At 64.5% G+C, this 16,805-nt stretch carries 14 protein-coding genes; 10 read left to right on the top strand and 4 right to left on the bottom strand.

All coding sequences use genetic code 11. The annotated features are described in order from the left end of the window. Entirely contained in the window at nucleotides 1–1,137 is a 1,137-nt protein-coding gene (gene dnaN / locus HMPREF1478_RS03330) for a DNA polymerase III subunit beta (protein WP_016460674.1), read from the bottom strand. A 409-nt stretch (nucleotides 1,138–1,546) separates the two neighbouring features. Further along, on the bottom strand, nucleotides 1,547–3,007 hold the full coding sequence (gene dnaA, locus HMPREF1478_RS03325) for a chromosomal replication initiator protein DnaA (protein ID WP_016460673.1): 1,461 nt from the start codon (nucleotides 3,005–3,007) through the stop codon (nucleotides 1,547–1,549). Between the two features lie 447 nt (nucleotides 3,008–3,454). Between dnaA and rpmH the strand changes: the two genes are divergently transcribed. The 9 genes from rpmH (at nucleotide 3,455) to HMPREF1478_RS03280 (ending at nucleotide 10,376) form a co-directional block, all read left to right on the top strand. Continuing rightward, on the top strand, nucleotides 3,455–3,595 hold the full coding sequence (gene rpmH, locus HMPREF1478_RS03320; protein WP_009212821.1) for a 50S ribosomal protein L34: 141 nt from the start codon (nucleotides 3,455–3,457) through the stop codon (nucleotides 3,593–3,595). 9 nt (nucleotides 3,596–3,604) lie between these two features. Further along, complete coding sequence (gene rnpA, locus HMPREF1478_RS03315; RefSeq protein WP_016460672.1) at nucleotides 3,605–3,958, top strand: ribonuclease P protein component; 354 nt, start codon at nucleotides 3,605–3,607, stop codon at nucleotides 3,956–3,958. Next, nucleotides 3,955–4,299 carry a membrane protein insertion efficiency factor YidD gene (gene yidD, locus HMPREF1478_RS03310; protein ID WP_016460671.1) on the top strand — a complete coding sequence of 115 codons (345 nt, stop codon included), beginning with the start codon at nucleotides 3,955–3,957 and terminating at the stop codon, nucleotides 4,297–4,299. The genes rnpA and yidD overlap by 4 nt, the downstream gene beginning before the upstream one ends. 72 nt (nucleotides 4,300–4,371) lie before the next feature. Continuing rightward, on the top strand, nucleotides 4,372–5,712 hold the full coding sequence (gene yidC, locus HMPREF1478_RS03305; RefSeq protein WP_016460670.1) for a membrane protein insertase YidC: 1,341 nt from the start codon (nucleotides 4,372–4,374) through the stop codon (nucleotides 5,710–5,712). A gap of 83 nt (nucleotides 5,713–5,795) precedes the next feature. Next, on the top strand, nucleotides 5,796–6,299 hold the full coding sequence (locus HMPREF1478_RS03300; RefSeq protein ID WP_016460669.1) for a Jag family protein: 504 nt from the start codon (nucleotides 5,796–5,798) through the stop codon (nucleotides 6,297–6,299). Then, a complete protein-coding gene (rsmG, locus tag HMPREF1478_RS03295; RefSeq protein WP_016460668.1) occupies nucleotides 6,292–6,975 on the top strand; it encodes a 16S rRNA (guanine(527)-N(7))-methyltransferase RsmG in 684 nt (227 codons plus the stop codon). The genes HMPREF1478_RS03300 and rsmG overlap by 8 nt, the downstream gene beginning before the upstream one ends. Before the next feature lie 287 nt (nucleotides 6,976–7,262). Further along, nucleotides 7,263–8,141, top strand: coding sequence for a ParA family protein (locus HMPREF1478_RS03290; protein WP_016460667.1), 879 nt, complete (start codon nucleotides 7,263–7,265; stop codon nucleotides 8,139–8,141). 173 nt (nucleotides 8,142–8,314) lie between these two features. Continuing rightward, the gene (locus HMPREF1478_RS03285) at nucleotides 8,315–9,601 is read left to right on the top strand and encodes a ParB/RepB/Spo0J family partition protein (RefSeq protein WP_016460666.1); all 1,287 of its coding nucleotides are present in this window, start codon (nucleotides 8,315–8,317) and stop codon (nucleotides 9,599–9,601) included. Nucleotides 9,602–9,746: 145 nt separating this feature from the next. Further along, on the top strand, nucleotides 9,747–10,376 hold the full coding sequence (locus tag HMPREF1478_RS03280; RefSeq protein WP_016460665.1) for an HAD family hydrolase: 630 nt from the start codon (nucleotides 9,747–9,749) through the stop codon (nucleotides 10,374–10,376). A 532-nt stretch (nucleotides 10,377–10,908) separates the two neighbouring features. Here HMPREF1478_RS03280 and HMPREF1478_RS03275 read toward each other — a convergent pair. Together HMPREF1478_RS03275 and HMPREF1478_RS03270 are read right to left on the bottom strand one after the other, a co-directional pair. Beyond that, entirely contained in the window at nucleotides 10,909–11,946 is a 1,038-nt protein-coding gene (locus HMPREF1478_RS03275) for a D-alanine--D-alanine ligase family protein (protein WP_016460664.1), read from the bottom strand. Nucleotides 11,947–11,969: 23 nt separating this feature from the next. Then, entirely contained in the window at nucleotides 11,970–13,298 is a 1,329-nt protein-coding gene (locus HMPREF1478_RS03270; RefSeq protein ID WP_016460663.1) for an aminotransferase-like domain-containing protein, read from the bottom strand. Nucleotides 13,299–14,816: 1,518 nt separating this feature from the next. Between HMPREF1478_RS03270 and HMPREF1478_RS03260 the strand changes: the two genes are divergently transcribed. After that, nucleotides 14,817–16,802 (top strand): TIGR03773 family transporter-associated surface protein, encoded by a 1,986-nt coding sequence (locus HMPREF1478_RS03260; RefSeq protein WP_016460661.1) that lies wholly within the window; start codon nucleotides 14,817–14,819, stop codon nucleotides 16,800–16,802. The last annotated feature ends 3 nt before the right edge of the window (nucleotides 16,803–16,805 follow it).

The following is a 16,805-nucleotide window of genomic DNA, read 5'->3' as shown; positions in this document are numbered from 1 at the left end:
TCAGATGCCGAAGCGGATGGGCATCAGCAGGTAGCGGAACTGCGTGACCTCGCCCTCGTCGGCCTTCTTCTGGCCCGTGATGACGGCCGGCTTCGTGGGGTGGGTGAAGCCGAAGCGCACGTAGTCGGTGTCCAGGACCTGCAGGCCGTCGATGAGGAACTGCGGGTTGAACGCGGTCGAAATGTCGTCGCCATGCAGGGTCGCCTCGATGGCCTCGGAGGCCTGGGCGTTGTCGCCCTGACCGGCCTCGAGGACCAGCTGGCCCTCGGTGAAAGCCAGGCGCACGGAGGTCTTGCGCTCGGCGACCAGCGACATACGCTTGACGGCCTCGAGCAGCGCGTGACGATCGACGACGGCCTGGATCGGCGTGGTCTCGGGGAAGAGGCGACGCACGGCGGGGTAGTCGCCGTCCATGAGGGTCGAGGTGGTGCGGCGGCCCTGGGCGGTGAAGCCGATGAGGGACGAGGCGCCGGGCTGGGATTCGCCGGACAGGCCGACCTCGACCTTGGCACCCGAGGTCATCGACTTGGCGACGTCCTGGAGGATGCGGGCCTTGACCAGGGCGACCTCTTCGATCGAGGTGTCGGCGGGCTCCCAATCCAGCTCGCGCATGGCGAGGCGGTAGCGGTCGGTGGCCAGCAGCGTGATCGCCGGGCCGTTGATCTCGATGCGCACGCCCGTCAGCAGCGGCAGGGTGTCGTCGCGCGACGCGGCAATCGACACCTGGGAGACGGCCTGCGACAGCGTCGAGGAGTCGATCGCGCCAACAGTGGTGGGCTGTGCGGGCAGCAGCGGGTACTCGTCCAGGGGCATCACCGCGAGCGTGAAGTGCGAGGATCCGCAGACCAGGTTCACCTTCTGGCCATCGAGCTCGACGGAGACAGGCTTGGAGGGCAGTGACTTAGAGATGTCTGCCAGGAGGCGTCCGGAGACCAGAACCTCGCCGGCCTCGTCGACGGTGGCGGGAATGTGCGAGTTCGCGGAGACCTCGTAGTCGAAGGAGGACAGGGTCAGCTCGTCGCCCTCAGCCTTGATGCGCACGCCAGCCAGGATCGGCGAGGCCGGACGCACCGGGAGCGCGCGGGCGGTCCACGACACGGCTTCGGCCAGAACATCGCGGGCGACGGTGAACTTCATAGCTGCCTCCAAAACACAAAACGGATCGGATACTACTTTACCCACAAGTGTGCGCACGTGGGGCAGGAAATTCGCCTCGCGTGCGCCATCGTGTCGCGTCGGCGTCGCCGTTGTTGTACGGAGGCCTGTGAAAAAATTTTTGTTATGTGACTGTCCCTCCATCATAAGGGTTGTGAGTTCTGTGGAAAACTCCCTTATGCGGCGTAATTTCAGTCAAATCTCTGTGTTGTCATTCTGGGACGAGGCTGTGGATTCGTCACGTGGTCCTGTGCACGAAGCAAATGACAACATTTTGAGATCCACAGGAGGGCTCTTTTTCTCCACAGCTCGAGCCCGTTCGTGCACCGCCTGTGCACAACTCCTGTGAATTGAGCGCGGGCGCCGACTTATCTCAGCGCCCGCGCGGCTTTCACGACTCTCTGGCCTTCTGCTTAATGCGGTTTGTAAGCTCCGACACGTGGTTGAAGGTCTCGCGCTTTTCCTTCATGAGCTTGGAGATCTTCTTGTTCGCGTGCATGACCGTCGTGTGGTCGCGTCCGAAGGCCTGTCCGATCTTGGGCAGCGACAGGTCGGTGAGCTCGCGGCACAGGTACATGGCGATCTGGCGGGCCTCGACGACGTTGTGGCTGCGCTCCGAGGAGCCCATCTGCTCGATCGTCACGCCGAAGTAGACGGCGCACTGGCTCATAATGAGGCTGACGGTGATCTCGTTGTCGTCCGGGTTGGACACGAAGTCCTTGAGCATCATCTGCGCGAGATTCAGGTCGATGCGCTCCTGGTACAGCGACGCCCACGCGCCGATGCGCACGAGCGCGCCCTCCAGCTCACGGATGTTCGAGGAGATGCGCGAGGCCACGTACTCGAAGACCTCAGGCGTGACCTCGAGGCCCTCGGCGTCCGCCTTCTTGTGCAGGATTGCGATGCGGGTCTCCAGGTCCGGCGGCTGAACATCCACGAGCAGGCCGGAGGAGAAGCGCGAACGCATGCGGTCCTCGAAGCCCTTGAGCTGAGCCGGGGGCAGGTCGGAAGTCAGCACGATCTGCTTGTTGGCGCTGTGCAGAGCATTAAAGGTATGGAAGAAGCCTTCCACCGTCTGCTCCTTGTCGCCGATGAACTGAATGTCGTCGATGAGGAGGATGTCGAGCTCGCGGTAGCGGCGGTGGAACGCCTCGACCTGGGAGTTGTCCGTCTTATTGAGGCGAATCGCGTTAATGAACTCGTTCGTGAACTCTTCGGAGTTGACGTAGCGGACCTTCAGGTGGGGCATCATCGACAGCGCGTTGTGGCCGATGGCCTGCAGCAGGTGCGTCTTGCCCAGCCCGGAGTCGCCGTAGATAAAGAGGGGATTGAACGCCGTTCCCGGGCTCTCGGAGGCCGCCAGGGCCGCGGCGTGTGCGAAACGGTTCGAGGGGCCGATCACAAAGGTGTCGAAGGTGAACTTTGGGTTCAGGTGCGTCGGGCCCGAGTCGGCGTTCGAGGAGGCCAGGGCGGGGGAGTGGTGCTCTTCGCGGTCCTCCTTCGACGAGGCCGGGGCGGGCGCGGGCGTAGCGGGCGCGGGTTCGGGAGTGACCGGGGTGGGCTCTTCCTTATCTTCCTCTTCGGTGACGACCTCGATGGAGGGGTCGACGGTGATCGCGATGCGTACGGTGCGGCCCAGGTGCACGGACAGGGCGGTCGTCAGCTTTGACTGTGCCTTATCTTCAATCCACTGCTTGGTGAAGTCGTTGGGGACGGCGAGCAGGATCGTGCCTTCGATGTCGCCGAGGGGGCGTGCGGAGCGCAGCATCGACGTGGCGACGGGCCCCAGCTCATTCGTGGGGACCGCGTCGAGGGCCGCAGCCCACGCGCGTGTGAGGGAATCCGACTCCACGGCAACCTCCGGTCACAAAAACAGGTGAGTTCGGTCACGACTTTTCGGTGATGTGCGTGACGCTTGTACATGCATGCAGTGTAGTCCGCGCACATGTTATGCACAGACTGGGGATGAAGCTGTGGAGAACTATCACAGAATCACAGGCCTGTAGTTACAACTTTGGGTCCGCATCAGCGTGCGGAAAGCAAAAATACACACAGCCTGTGGATAACTTTCGTCATCCACGTTCTGTGGACGAGTCCAATCCACAGCGATTTGCACAGCTGTGGATACTGTGTGTGACGTGGTGGGTAACGTCGCCGCATTGACGTGCGCCCCCAATCCGCTTAGTCTTGGTCTTTGTTTGCGCCCATTTCGGGCGTGCGTCCCCGCTATCGCGCGCACCGCGTGTCGATAGCCCAACCGATACGAGTGGGAAACCACTCCCCGCCGAGGAGAATTGCCGTGACCACCAAGCGGACCTACCAGCCCAACAACCGTCGTCGTTCGAAGACGCACGGCTTCCGTCTGCGCATGTCGACCCGCGCCGGCCGCGCCATTCTGGCTGCCCGCCGCCGCAAGGGCCGCGCCAAGCTGTCCGCCTGAGACACACCGGTGCTGCCGCGCGCGCACCGCATGGTTGACCCAGCGGATTTCACCGCCGCAATCCGACAAGGAACGCGAGCAGGAGATCCGCTGGTCGTCGTCCACGTCCGAGCCGACGAGGAACGCAACAGTCGCCTCGTCGGTTTCGTCGTACCCAAGCGGGAAATCAAGCGCGCCAACGGACGCAACCGCGTCAAGCGACAGCTGCGCCACCTCATGCGGGACCGAGTCGCCGATCTTCCCGACGGAGCACGGGTCGTCGTGAGGGCCTCACGCAAGGCCCTCGGCGTCCCCTCCAAGGAACTCGGCGAGCACCTCGACCGCGTCATGGCGCGAGCGTGGCGCAAGTGGGACGCACGATGAGCGTCGCGGGCCGTGCCCTCGGTGCGCTCGTGTCCGCCCCCATCGTCGCCTACCAGCGCTACATCTCCCCGGCCCTCGGCCCCCGGTGTCGATACGCCCCCAGCTGCTCCACCTACGCGCTCCAAGCGGTCCGTGTCCACGGGCCCATCAAAGGAATCATCCTCGCCTCCTGGCGGCTCCTGCGATGCAACCCCTGGAGCCACGGCGGAGTAGACCACGTACCAGAGCGTGGACGCTGGAAGCCCGACCCCTGGATTCCGCCCGAGGATTGGGCTGGGCACGACAACTGGGAACGCCCCGCCCCCATGGGACTGGACCCGGAACACGACTTGACCGAGTAACCTGCCACGGCCTCGGGAATATAAGGAACAACGACACAGCGGCGCACCCGCGCCACGGCGAAAGCGAAAACTATGTTCGACGCAATCCTCCACCCCTTCGCGTGGGCGATCTCCTACGTGTGGGTCTGGATCCACGACCTCCTCGTGCTGCTCGGAATGTCCTCCGGCTCCGGCATGGCGTGGGTCCTGTCCATCGTGCTGCTCACCATCCTGGTGCGCATCGCCATCATCCCGCTGTTCCTCAAGCAGATCCGCTCCTCGCGCGCCATGCAGGCCATCCAGCCCGAAATGCGCAAGATCCAGGAGAAGTACAAGGGCAAGAAGGACCAGGTCAGCCGTCAGAAGATGATGGAAGAGACCCAGGCCCTCCAGCGCAAGCACAAGGTCTCGCCCTTCGCCTCCTGCCTGCCCATGCTCGTGCAGATGCCTGTCCTCTTCGGCATGTACCGCGCCATCATCGCGGTCTCCTCCATCTCCGCCGGCACCTACACCTACCGTGGCGACTCGACCGACCACCTCGGCCCGCTCACCGCGTCCGTGTCCACCGAGATCGTCAACTCGACCGTCTTCGGCGTCCCGCTCTCTCACACGCTGCGCGACTCGTGGGGCCAGCCCGCCATCGTCGCGGTCTTCATCGCCGCGATCGTCCTCATGGTCGTCCTGCAGTTTGCCTCCATGCGCCTGTCCTTCTCGCGCAACATGCCCGACATGGGCGACAACCCGATGGCCCAGTCGCAGCGCTCCATGATGTACGTGATGCCGCTGATGTTCATCTTCTCCGGCGCGTTCTTCCAGATGGGCGTCGTCATCTACACCGTGACCGCCTCCTTCTGGGCCCTCGCCCAGTCCTTCTGGACCATCAAGGTCATGCCCACCCCCGGCTCCCCCGCCTACGTCGACCTCCTCGCCTCGCGCGAGGCCGGCTACCAGGAATGGGCCAAGCCCTACTTCCAGAACTACGACCGTGAGCGCGCCGCCCTCGGCAACAGCGCCACCGACCCGCGCGTCGACGAACTCAACGAGCGCACCCTCGCCGAGGTTCGCTCCAAGGCCAAGAAGCAGCACGTCGCCTCCGACTTCCCCGCCTCCATGACCACCGGCGAGATCGTCACCGTCTACCGCAACCTGGCCACCCAGAAGTGGACGACCCTCCCCGACGAGCAGTGGATGCGCGGCCTCGCCCTCGCCGTCGAGAAGCGCATCGCCAAGCAGGAAGCCTCCGCTCAGCGCGCCGAACTGCAGAAGCAGGTCCGCGACCGCCGCGCCCTCGAGCGCGAGGCCGCCAAGGCCTCGTCGAAGGACGCCTCCGAGAGCGCCGAGGCCCAGGCCGGCCACGGATCGCTCAGCGCCGAGGAAATCGAGCGTCGCCGCATCGAGCGCCGCAAGGCCCGCCGCCGCGGCAACAAGCGCTGACCACCACAGATTCACGGTTCCAGGCCGCCAGCCGGTAACCTGGACACCAGCAAGACCCCATTCCCCACTACGGAGGACACGTCATGAGTGACGACAACGCAGACAAGCTGACCCGCCTCGAAGAAGAAGGCGAGCTCGCCGCCGACTACCTGGAAGAACTCCTCGACATCGCCGACCTCGACGGCGACATCGAAATCGACGTCGAAAACGGCCGCGCCTCGGTCGAAATCGTCGCCGACGACCCCGACGCCCTCGACCGCCTCGTGGGCGAGGACGGCGAGGTCCTGGACGCCCTCCAGGAGCTCACCCGCCTGGCCGTCCAGACCGAGACCGGCGAGCGCTCGCGCCTCATGCTCGACATCGCCGGCTTCCGCGCCGAGCGCAAGGAAGAACTCCAGGACATCACCCGCGAGGCCATCGCCCGCGTGCGCGCCACCGGCGAGGCCGTCAAGCTCGACGCCATGAACCCCTTCGAGCGCAAGGTGTGCCACGACGTGGTCGCCGACGAGGGCCTCACCTCCGAGTCCGAGGGCGCCGAGCCCCACCGCCGCGTCGTCATCCTCCCCGAGGAATCCGACGGTGAGTGAGAACCCGAACGGGACGGGAAGGGGTCGCCAGGTCGGCGACCCCTTCGTCCCAGAAGAGCCCACGCCGGCCGTCCGCGAGTTCTTCGGACCGGCCTTCGCCGAGGTCGCCGAGTACGCGCGCATGCTCGAGGAGGAGGGCGAGATCCGCGGCCTCCTCGGCCCTCGCGACATGGAGCGCATCTGGTCGCGCCACATCGTCAACTCCGCCGCCGTCCTGGACTTCATGCCGCGCAAGGACGGCCGCCAGGTCCTCGACGTCGGCTCCGGCTCGGGCCTCCCCGGCATCGTGATCGCCGCCTGCCGCCCCGAGCTCGACGTGCACCTCGCCGAGCCCATGGCGCGCCGCGTAGAGTGGCTGATGGACGTCGTGGAGGACCTCGGCCTCGACAACGTGACGATCCACCAGGCCCGCGCCGAGGAACTGCGTGGCAAGGGCAAGGCCGACGTGGTCACCGCCCGCGCCGTCGCGAACATGAGCAAGCTCGTGCGCATGACGTCCAAGCTCATCGCCCCCGGCGGATCGCTCGTGGCCCTCAAGGGTCGCCGCGCTCCAATCGAGGTGGACGAGGCCTCGGCCGAGCTGCGTCGTCACCACCTGCGCGCCGAGATCCACGAGGTGCCCTCCATCATGGAGGACGAATCCACGTACGTGGTGGTCTGTACGCGCATCAAGTAGTGCGTCCCCCGAGTGGGGGAGGGGAGCGTCGCGGTGGTTGCTGCGACGCTCTCCTTATATAGTGACGCAGGACACAATGAAGTGTTGTTCCGTCAGATCGATTCCCTCGATTGACCGTTCGTCTGGGTTGTATTGATGGCCGGGAGAATCGATCCTACAGAAGAGTTTTTGCATCGCTGTTTCTTGTGTCAGTGGGATTGTGTGCACCTCGATGCATCACGGGCCTTTCGTGCTGGAAGTGTGTGCGTCTCCCCGTAAACTAGGGGCAGTATCTAGGAAGGTGTCACGTGAGTACCAACAACACCCCTCTGTCGACTCAGATCGAGCGCAACCTGCGCGATCTGGCCATGCTCGAGCGCGCGACATTCCCGCGCCCCGATCACACGCGCATTATTGCCGTTGCGAACCAGAAGGGGGGCGTCGGTAAGACGACGTCGGCCGTGAACATCGCGGCGGGCCTCGCGATTGGTGGATTGTCGGTGGTCGTTGTTGACGCCGACGCCCAGGGTAATGCGTCCAGCGCTCTCGGTGTCCCGCACCCGGCCGGTACGCCCTCCACGTACGACGTCATCATCGGCGGTGCCAGCGTCGCGGACGTCGTGCAGCCGTGCCCCGATATCGATGGGATCCTCGTCTGCCCGGCCACGATCGACCTGTCTGGTGCCGAGATCGAACTCGTTGACGTCGACCGGCGCGAATATCGCTTGCGGGATGCTCTGCGTGAGTATGTCGCCGAGCATCAGGACATTGACATCGTCCTGATCGACTGCCCGCCGTCCCTCGGCCTCGTGACCCTGAACGTCATGGTGGCCGCGGACGAGGTCATGATCCCGATTCAGGCCGAGTACTACGCACTTGAGGGCCTGAGCCAGCTCTGGAACACGGTCGAGCGCATTGGCGTGGATCTCAACCCTGGCCTGCGTGTGTCGGGCATGCTCCTGACGATGGCGGACAAGCGCACGCGGCTGTCCGAGGAGGTCGAGAGCGAGGTGCGCTCCCACTTCCCCGAGCAGACATTTGAGACTGTCATTCCGCGTTCCGTGCGCATTTCCGAGGCTCCGAGCTACGGCCAGACGGTCATCACCTACGACCCGCGCAACGTTGGTGCGATCGCGTATCGTAAGGCCGCGCTGGAGCTGTGTCAGCGCCTTTCCGCAGCTGGATAGTGGTTGTTTCACGTGAAACATACGGAGTTTTCCGCATGTTTCCGCAGATCGGCACGTATTAGTCAGAGTGTGTGACCATTGGTGCAGCAAAGTGACGAACGACGCTCACTAGGTGATCCCATGGCATTGTTTCACGTGAAACAATGAACCGACGCAATTGAAGGAGTATTGCAATGGCGGATGCATCATCGAAGTCTGAGGGCCGTAAGGGCGCTCGCAAGCATTCCGGTCTCGGCCGGGGTCTCGGGGCCCTGATTCCTCAGGCTAGTGAGCAGACGCCGCAAGCCGCACCCTCCACCCCGTCCCGTCCCCTGGACGTGTTCTTCCCCGAAGGTAGCTCCGCCGGCAAGAGGGGAGGATCCGCGAAGGATCTTCTCCAGCCCAAGCGTGCCGCCGCCTCGTCGAAGAAGAAGCGCCCGACCATGCCGTCCGTCGAGGCGGCAGGTGGACGACGCGCAGGCGGCTCTCGCAGTGGCCTCGGTGGTGGAATCAATGGCTCAGATTCCCGGGCGAGTGCGGCGCGTCAACCTGTTTCGACGGCTCCCGGTGGTGCCGCCGATACTCATGCGGACCAGGATGTTTCACGTGAAACATCCACCGATCATGAACTTCTTCCGGTTCCCGGTGCTTCCTTCGCTGAAATTGCGATCGATCAGATCGTTCCCAATACGAAGCAGCCTCGCGAGGTCTTCGATGAGGACGATCTGAAGGAACTCTCCGCCTCAATCAAGGAGGTGGGCGTTCTTCAGCCCGTCGTCGTTCGTAGCATCCCCGCAACGGGTCGATCCGAGAAGCTTCAGGAGTTCCTCGCCGAGAAACCCGATGCACGCTACGAGCTGATCATGGGTGAGCGCCGCCTGCGCGCCTCCGAGCTCGCCGGCGAAACCACGATTCCGGCAATCATCCGAGAGACGGACGACGGGGACCTGCTCCGTGACGCGCTCTTGGAAAACCTCCACCGGGCCCAGCTCAACCCGTTGGAAGAAGCGAGTGCATATCAGCAGCTCATGGCGGATTTCGGAGCGACTCAGGAAGAGCTCGCCAAGCGAATCGCCCGCTCGCGCCCGCAGATTGCCAACACCCTGCGCCTGCTCAAGCTCCCCCCGTCCGTCCAAAAGAAGGTGGCCGCTCAGGTCATCACAGCGGGCCATGCCCGCGCTCTGCTGTCCCTGTCGACGGCAGAGGAGATGGAACGGCTGGCTGAGCGCATCGTTGCCGAGGGTCTCTCCGTGCGTACCACCGAAGAGATTGTCCGCCTCGGAAAGGCGAAGGCAACGCCCCGTCCGCGCGCCCGCCAGCAGCGTCCACTGTCGCCGCTGGGTGAGAGCGTCGTGTCGGCCCTGGCCGACGCGTACGATACGCGCGTGACTATCACGGAGGGGCGTAAGAAGGGGCGAATCGTCATCGAATTCGCGGGATCTGATGATCTTCAGCGAATTGCAGACCTTATTCTTCACTGATCAAACTTCATAATTCTTTCCGCAGATCAGGCGCGGTATGTTCTTTATATGACATTTCCTGGCCTAATCTTTGGCTGAATTTACGCTTAAACTACCTTTAAGGGTCCGTCGTCGGGCCCTCGCAGTACCAGAAGGAGCGAAAGGCATGAACGCCCAAGGCAGTTCGCGCACCGTGCTTTTCGATGTCGGTGGAGTCCTCGTCGACGCCCATCCGGACCCGCACGCAATCGCCGAGTTGTTCGGCGACGACTCACGAGGCCTCACGTCGCTCGTCGATCAGGCGATGTGGGCACACCGCGGAGAGTACGACGCGGGCATGTCTGATCGTGAGTTCTGGGATCGTATTGCTGGTGATTGCGGGCAGCCGGAGCCATCTCATGCTCTCTTGAAGCAGCTCGTTGCTCTGGATGCGTCACGGATGGCGAAAGCGAACGAGGCCACGCTTGGTTTGGTGCGCCAACTGCGTCGGCAGGCAGTGCGCGTCGGTATTTTGTCGAACGCTCCGTATCCGATCGCTAAGGCGATCCGTCGCTCGGAGTGGGGGAGTCTCTTCGACTTCTTTGCCTTCTCCTGTGATCACGGCATTTGCAAGCCGTCGCGCGGCATCTACCGAGACGTGCTTGTGCGCCTCGATGTTTCCCACGAGAACGTCGCGTTCATCGACGACCGTCGCGAGAATGTGCGTGCGGCCGAGCTACTCGGTGTCCGAGGTGTCGTCTGGAAGGGTGCGGAGGACGCTGAGAAGCGTCTGAAGGAGCTTGGTTTTCTTTTCTGAGAGCCTCTGTGTCGGCGAAGCGAGCTATTAGTCAGATAGCCCAGAACGACACAGAGCCATACAGAGAACGAAAATTTCACTCAATTGTGTGCTCTCGTCGGTGTGTAGCACTATTTTTCACGAATGATCGCCGGCGGGATTAGCCCGCTTGGCGGAAGCAGACAATGTTTCACGTGAAACAACATTGGCCGCGTTCTCGATCGTGCGCGCGAACGTCATACCACCGTGGACACGGAGCGTACCCTACATGTGCTACGCTAGCGCTGGTAGGGGTCAGAAGGCAGTCCACCCTATACGCGTCAGCGTCGGACAGCCGTAGCGCCCTACAGTGAGGGCATTAGGCAGCCCCTTCGGGCAGCTGAGATGTCCTCACTTTATTTGGCTCGAATTCACCGATTGTGGGCGCCACAATCGGTCGGTGATAGAGCGTGTCCGTCGTTGTATTGTGCGATGGACTGGCGATTGTTTCACGTGAAACATGTGGGCCCGGGAGGATCATCCTCCCGGACCCACAGTGCGATGAATGAGCGGTTTACTCCTCGGTGGCCGCGGCTTCCTCGTCCTCCTCGGAGATGATGACGCCGGTGCCCTCCTCGTCGATGACGTAGTCGATGCCGTGCACGTCGCGGCCGCCGGCCACGAAGTCCACGATGTCGGCGCACAGCTGAGCGAACGACGAATCCTCGAGCGCGTCTGCAGCCTGGGGGAGGAGCGACGTGTCCGTCATGCCGGGTGCGACGTTCGCATCGATGAACCAGCAGGTGCCCTCGTCGTCGACCACGAAGTCCATGCGGGACAGGTCCCGCAGGCCCAGCGTCGTGTGGGCCTCGACGGCCGCGGCCTGGAGGTCCGCCAGAATTTCCTCAGAGAGACGCGCGGGCACAAAATACTCGGTCTCGTCCGTCGTGTAGCGCGCGTCGTAGTCGTAACGGCCGCGATCCGTCGAGATTTCCACCGGGGGCAGCGCCTGGGGACCGTCCCACAGGTCGACCACAGAAACGGCCACATCGCGCCCGTCGATGCGCTGCTCGACCATCAGGCGCTGGCCGTAAGCGAAGGCATCCACCATCGCGCGGCGCAGGCTCTTCGCGTCCTTCGCGGTCGAAATACCGAGCGCAGAACCACCGTCGGTCGGCTTGATAACGACGGGGAAGGACACCGAGCCCTCGAGAGCGGAGAGCACGTGTGAAGCACCCAGCTGGCGGAAAATCGCCTGCGGCAGCGTCACCCAACCGGGCGTCGCGAGTCCCGCAGAGCCCAGCAGAGCCTTCGCCGTGGGCTTGTTCGAGGCGAGCATCGCCTGCACCGAGGAAGAGCCGACGAAGGGGATTCCCACGGACTCCAGGAAGGACTGCAGGGAGCCGTCCTCGCCGATCGAACCGTGGACCAGTGGCCACACCACGTCGGGGGAGAATGACTCAATAGCCTCGGCGAGGGATGCATCAACGTCGGAAATGAGGACCTCGTAGCCGAACTGCGTCAGGATGTTCGCGACGCGACGACCCGAACGAACCGACACGTCACGCTCGTGCGTCAGACCGCCGGCGATAATCAGAACTTTGGTAGCCATGGGGGTATCTCCTCGGGTAACTGTTAGCGGTCGGACCCGGCCCCGGCCTCGTTGCCCGAGGCGGTACCGAACATATCGACGATTTCCTTCTCCGCGTTGACGACCGTCGAGAGGCGACGCACGCCCTCGCGGATCTCCTCGGGAGTGGGGTAGCAGAAGGACAGGCGCATGTGGTTTGATCCCGAGCCGTCGTAGTAGAACGCCGTGCCGGACACGTACGCGACCTGTGCGCGCACCGCGCGGGGCAGCATGGCCTTCGCGTCGAGGCCCTCGGGCAGCGTCACCCACGTGTAGAAGCCGCCGTCGGGGACCGTCCACGTGCACGACGGCATGAACTCCTCGAGCGCGGTGAGCATCGCGCGGCAACGCTCCGCGTACATCGAGCGGAAGGACTTCACCTGGCCGTACCAGTCGTAGTTGCTCAGGTAGTCGGCGATCGCCATCTGGCCGACCATCGACGGGCACAGGATTGCGGACTCGAGCGCCAGGACCAGCTTCGCGCGGATCGCGTGCGGCGCGTACGCCCAGCCGATGCGGAAGCCGGGGGCGAACATCTTCGAGAACGAACCCAGGTAGACGACGCCCTCGGGGCTGTACGAGGCAATGGCCGGCAGCGGGTCGCTGTGGAAGCCGAGCAGGCCGTAGGGGTTGTCTTCGACGATCAGGACGTGCTCGCGCAGGCAGATCTCGGCGATGATCGGGCGGCGCTCGGCGGACAGCGTGACGCCGGCGGGGTTGTGGTAGTTCGGAATGATGTAGATGAACTTGATCGTGCGGCCCGAGGCGCGCACGCTGCGGATCGTTTCTTCCAGGGCCTCGGGAATGATGCCGTGCTCGTCCATCGGCACGTGCACGATGTCGGCCTGGCGCGCGCGGAACACGCCCAGAGCACCCACGTAGGAGGGGGCCTCGGCGAGGATGACGTCGCCCGGGTTCACGAAGAGCTCGGTGACGAGGTCGAGCGCCTGCTGGCTACCCGTCGTGACCACCACGTCGTCCGGGTCGGCGCCGACGATGCCGTCGTAGCCCATGACCTCGGTGATGCGCTCGCGCAGCACCTCCCAGCCCTGGCCGCTGCCGTACTGCATGGCCTGCGCGCCGTGGTTGCGCACCAGCTTCTCCGCGGACGCCGCCAGCTTATCGAGTGGCAGGTCCTTCAGGTTCGGCATACCGCCAGCGAGGGAGACGACCTCGGGACGCGACACGACGGAGAAGAGAGCTCGAATCTCGGATGCGCGCAGGTTGTGCGCGCGGTCCGCGTAGACGTCGTACCAGGGATCGAGGCGGTTTCCCTGCGCGGGGGTCCGGCCGGACGAGGCCGGGGTGCCGCCATTGGTCGAAGGCTGAGTCAAGGCATGCCATCCTTTGCATGAAGTCTTGCGTGAACTTACGTATAACCGTATAGGTCAAGTGTGCCACTTTCCGGGCGATACGGGGTAACGGGGCCGGTGGATGGGCAGATGTTTCACGTGAAACATTGGTTGTGGCGATGCTGGTGTTCCGAGCGCCGGAGGCCCCGGCCGCTGTGTGTGCCGGGCTGCTTGCTGTGGGCCGGGCTGCTGGGTGTGCCCGTGGCCGGCGGCCCGCCCGCGAGCCGTCCGCGCCGCGAGCTTCGCTCGGCGCGTCGACTCGTTGTCCGAAAGCGACGTGGGGGAGTGGTGCCTCGTGCCCGTCTCGGTATACAAAAAGTCCGCAGCCCTCGCGGGTCTGCGGACTTGCGTGGAAGTCCGGCGGAGCCGGAATTCGCTCAGTGGCGGTCGGCCTTGACCAGGTGCTTGGCGTCGGCGAGCTCGTTGAGCTGATCGATGTGAGCCTGGGCAACCATGACGTCGATGGTCGAGAACATGAGTGAACTCCTCGTGGGATCGTATGTTGTGTTGATTCCCTGTTTGACGAGGCCGGGGATCGCCCGGCGGTCTCGTACGTGGAGTGTGCCAACGCGGGTGGCGTCGGCGCGACCCTGCGTTTCAAACAAGAAAAGCGCCTGGCGAGCTTGGCAGCTTTGTCAGGCGCTTGATGGTTATAGTTTATCCCTGCCAAAACATGCATTCAACCGATCGGCCAGTAATTTAGATCGCAGCGAAAACCAAGTAATTGCAAAGCAAAGTGGCTGCGTGCACACGATCCGAACGAGCGTGCGCAGGCCGTCACAATTGGTGCGCATCATCGGCTTCGCTCGTGCATTGATGGCGAAGTTTTAGAAGTTTCGATGCCGGTCCGTGTGAGTTCGTCAGTCGACGGGTGAGGTCCTGACCGGGGGTATGGATGTTCGGCGAAGATCGTGCGGGTGAGGTGTTTGTGCGACCTGGGTCTGCGAGGGGCATGGCGACGGCGAAGTGGGGGACTGTGAGAACGAGTTGTGGGATCTGCGCAGTACCTGGCGAAGCACTGACATTACCTGGCGAAGCACTGACATCGATCCGGAGCTCTCCCCAATTTGGCATGCAATTCGGTCATCAGACAAATTCACAACGTCCAGAAAACCGCGGAATTTCAACGATCCGATTTCAAAGTTTGAAAGAGTGGTGGGGGAATTGCATGCGAAATTGAGGTGGGGAGCGGTGTTTTCCGAGGTTTCACGGGGTCATCGAAGCTGGTCGTCATCGAAGCTGGCCGTCATCGAAGCTGGCCGGCCACAAGCAGCCGGGACTACTCAGAACAACCCTCTCAAAACAAACGGTCCGAAAAAGCCAGACCCCTCCAGGCCGTCATCAAGGCTGTCGGACGTCATGGTGATGGGGAGTGGTCACGGTTATAGGTATCGATCTGGGATTTCGGGTCGCGGAACTTTGCGCGACGTGGGCCATGATATTAGAATGATAACGATTCTCATTCATATTCACGTGCGAAGCACCTAGAGGACTCCCTCCATGAACCCCACGAAGCACCGGAACCCGGGCCGCGCGGCCCGGGCTTTCGCCGCAATGACCCTTGCGGCCGCCTCCTTCCTCGTGCCCGGAGTGGCACACGCCGCCGACGAGGCCACCGCCGGCTCCGACACAGCTGACGCGGTAGCAACCGACGCAGCAGCTACAGACACCACCGAGGCCGACGCCGCAACGACCGACGCGGCCACGGCCTCGTCCGAGGCCGACGTTTCCGCCTGCGCGCTCATGCGCACCGCCCCCGCCGGCACCACGGCCACCCTGGACCATGGCCACGCCGACATCTTCGACCTGACCTCCGACGCGTCCGGCGCGCTCACCCTGCGCATCAAGGAGGACGCGACTGGCTCCGGCGTCATGCGTGAGCCCGAGCAGACGCTCCTCGCCGTCAACAAGTCCACCCTGACCCAGATCCCCACCTCCGTCAGCGAGGCGACCGGCGCTCCCACCGCCGCGTACCTGCTTGGCCAGTCCGGTGACAACCAGGCCACCGTGCTGTGGCCCGGATGGGACACCCTGGGCGTCACGGCCGGCGGATACGGCGCCGCGCGCTTCCACATCTCCTACACGGGTCCCGCCGACGGCCGTATCTACGCCTTCACCTCCAGCCTCACCGAGGGCACCAAGGCGGTCACCAATGACGGCAGCTTCGACCTAGCGCCGGGCGGCGACGACATCGACCAGCCCTACGCCGCCCACAAGCACGTCAACTGGCTCTTCACGCGTGCCGGCCGCTACACGTTGACCGTCCAGGCGAGCGCGTGGACCCCCGGCGCCACCGGCGCGGCCTCCGCACAGTCCGCCGCCCACACGTACACGATCGACGTCGCCGACGAGGCCTCGTGCCTCGCCGAGGCCGCCCAGGCCCCCTCGACCGACCAGGCGCAGCCCGCCCCCGGCGTGGGCCCCGGCTCCGTGAACAACACGAACAACCAGGCAGCCCAGGACCAGGGTGAGGGCGGTGCCACGGGAACGCCCAGCGCCCCCTCCGCTGACACGACGGGAACGACGGGAACCACCGGCACGACGACCGGCGCGAACCCTGCCCCCTCCTCGGGCGCGCGCACCACATCCGGCACGACCGGCGGTGAGCGCTGCGTCGCCACCCGCGTTACCCGCGAGGCCACCGAGGCCGAGGCCGCCACCCTGGCCTCGAACAGCGCGCCCGCGAACACCGCGCGCACGACGCTGACCGTGAGCGTCGGCGACGGCGCCTCCGGCAACGCCACCGACGGCCACTTCGACCTGGGCCCCGCCATCGAAAACGGCACCCTCGTCGCCCGAGTCAAGGACGACCGCAGCCAACCCGCCCAGTGGGTCGATCCCTCGTCCCTGACCTTCGCCCTCGGTGACGCCGCGCGCATCACCGCGCCCGCCGACCTCAGCTTCGTTGCCACCCCCGGCTCGAGCGTCTGGCTGATCCCGTCGACTCAGATCGCGGGCGTGCCCTGGCTGGGCCTGAACTCCCAGCGCGAAGAGATCGTCACCGGCACGACCGGCCCCGTCCAGTTCACCCTCGACGCCGTTGAGGGCCCCGGACGCGTCGCCGTCTTTAACGCGGGCGCGCTCGGCTCCGGCGTCGGCGAGCACGTCTTCGATGGCCCGGGCACCGGCTACACGCTCGGCGCCAACACGCACGCCCACCAGAACTGGGTGTTCACCGCGCCTGGCACCTACACGCTGACCATCACCATGCGCGTCACCCCCAACGGCGCGGCGCTCACGGGCAGCGGCTTCGGCTCCGGCGGTGACCTCACCGCCACGGGCACGACCGGCCCGAACGGGCGACCCATGGTCTCCCAGGTCGTCGGCCGCACCGCCTCCGGCAAGGACTGCGACCTGTCCCTGGCCACCACCGGCGCCGACACTATCCCGCTGACCGTCGTCTCCCTGACGTGGGCGCTCACGGGCGCGGCCTGCGTGTGGGTGGGCGCGATCGGACGCCGCCGCAACCTGCGCGCACAGTCGTGACTC

It is taken from the genome of Actinomyces sp. HPA0247 (genome assembly GCA_000411415.1).
Classification (GTDB): domain Bacteria; phylum Actinomycetota; class Actinomycetes; order Actinomycetales; family Actinomycetaceae; genus Pauljensenia.
The sequence above is the reverse complement of the archived record's forward strand: the minus strand, read 5'-3'. Positions and strand labels throughout refer to the sequence as shown.

Bases quoted from the DNA above. Each gene is read 5' to 3' on its own strand.
- dnaN (WP_016460674.1), bottom strand. From the start codon at position 1,137: ATGAAGTTCACCGTCGCCCGCGATGTTCTGGCCGAAGCCGTGTCGTGG.
- HMPREF1478_RS03275 (WP_016460664.1), bottom strand. From the start codon at position 11,946: ATGGCTACCAAAGTTCTGATTATCGCCGGCGGTCTGACGCACGAGCGT.
- yidC (WP_016460670.1), top strand. From the start codon at position 4,372: ATGTTCGACGCAATCCTCCACCCCTTCGCGTGGGCGATCTCCTACGTG.
- yidD (WP_016460671.1), top strand. From the start codon at position 3,955: ATGAGCGTCGCGGGCCGTGCCCTCGGTGCGCTCGTGTCCGCCCCCATC.
- HMPREF1478_RS03285 (WP_016460666.1), top strand. From the start codon at position 8,315: ATGGCGGATGCATCATCGAAGTCTGAGGGCCGTAAGGGCGCTCGCAAG.
- HMPREF1478_RS03300 (WP_016460669.1), top strand. From the start codon at position 5,796: ATGAGTGACGACAACGCAGACAAGCTGACCCGCCTCGAAGAAGAAGGC.
- HMPREF1478_RS03280 (WP_016460665.1), top strand. From the start codon at position 9,747: ATGAACGCCCAAGGCAGTTCGCGCACCGTGCTTTTCGATGTCGGTGGA.
- HMPREF1478_RS03260 (WP_016460661.1), top strand. From the start codon at position 14,817: ATGAACCCCACGAAGCACCGGAACCCGGGCCGCGCGGCCCGGGCTTTC.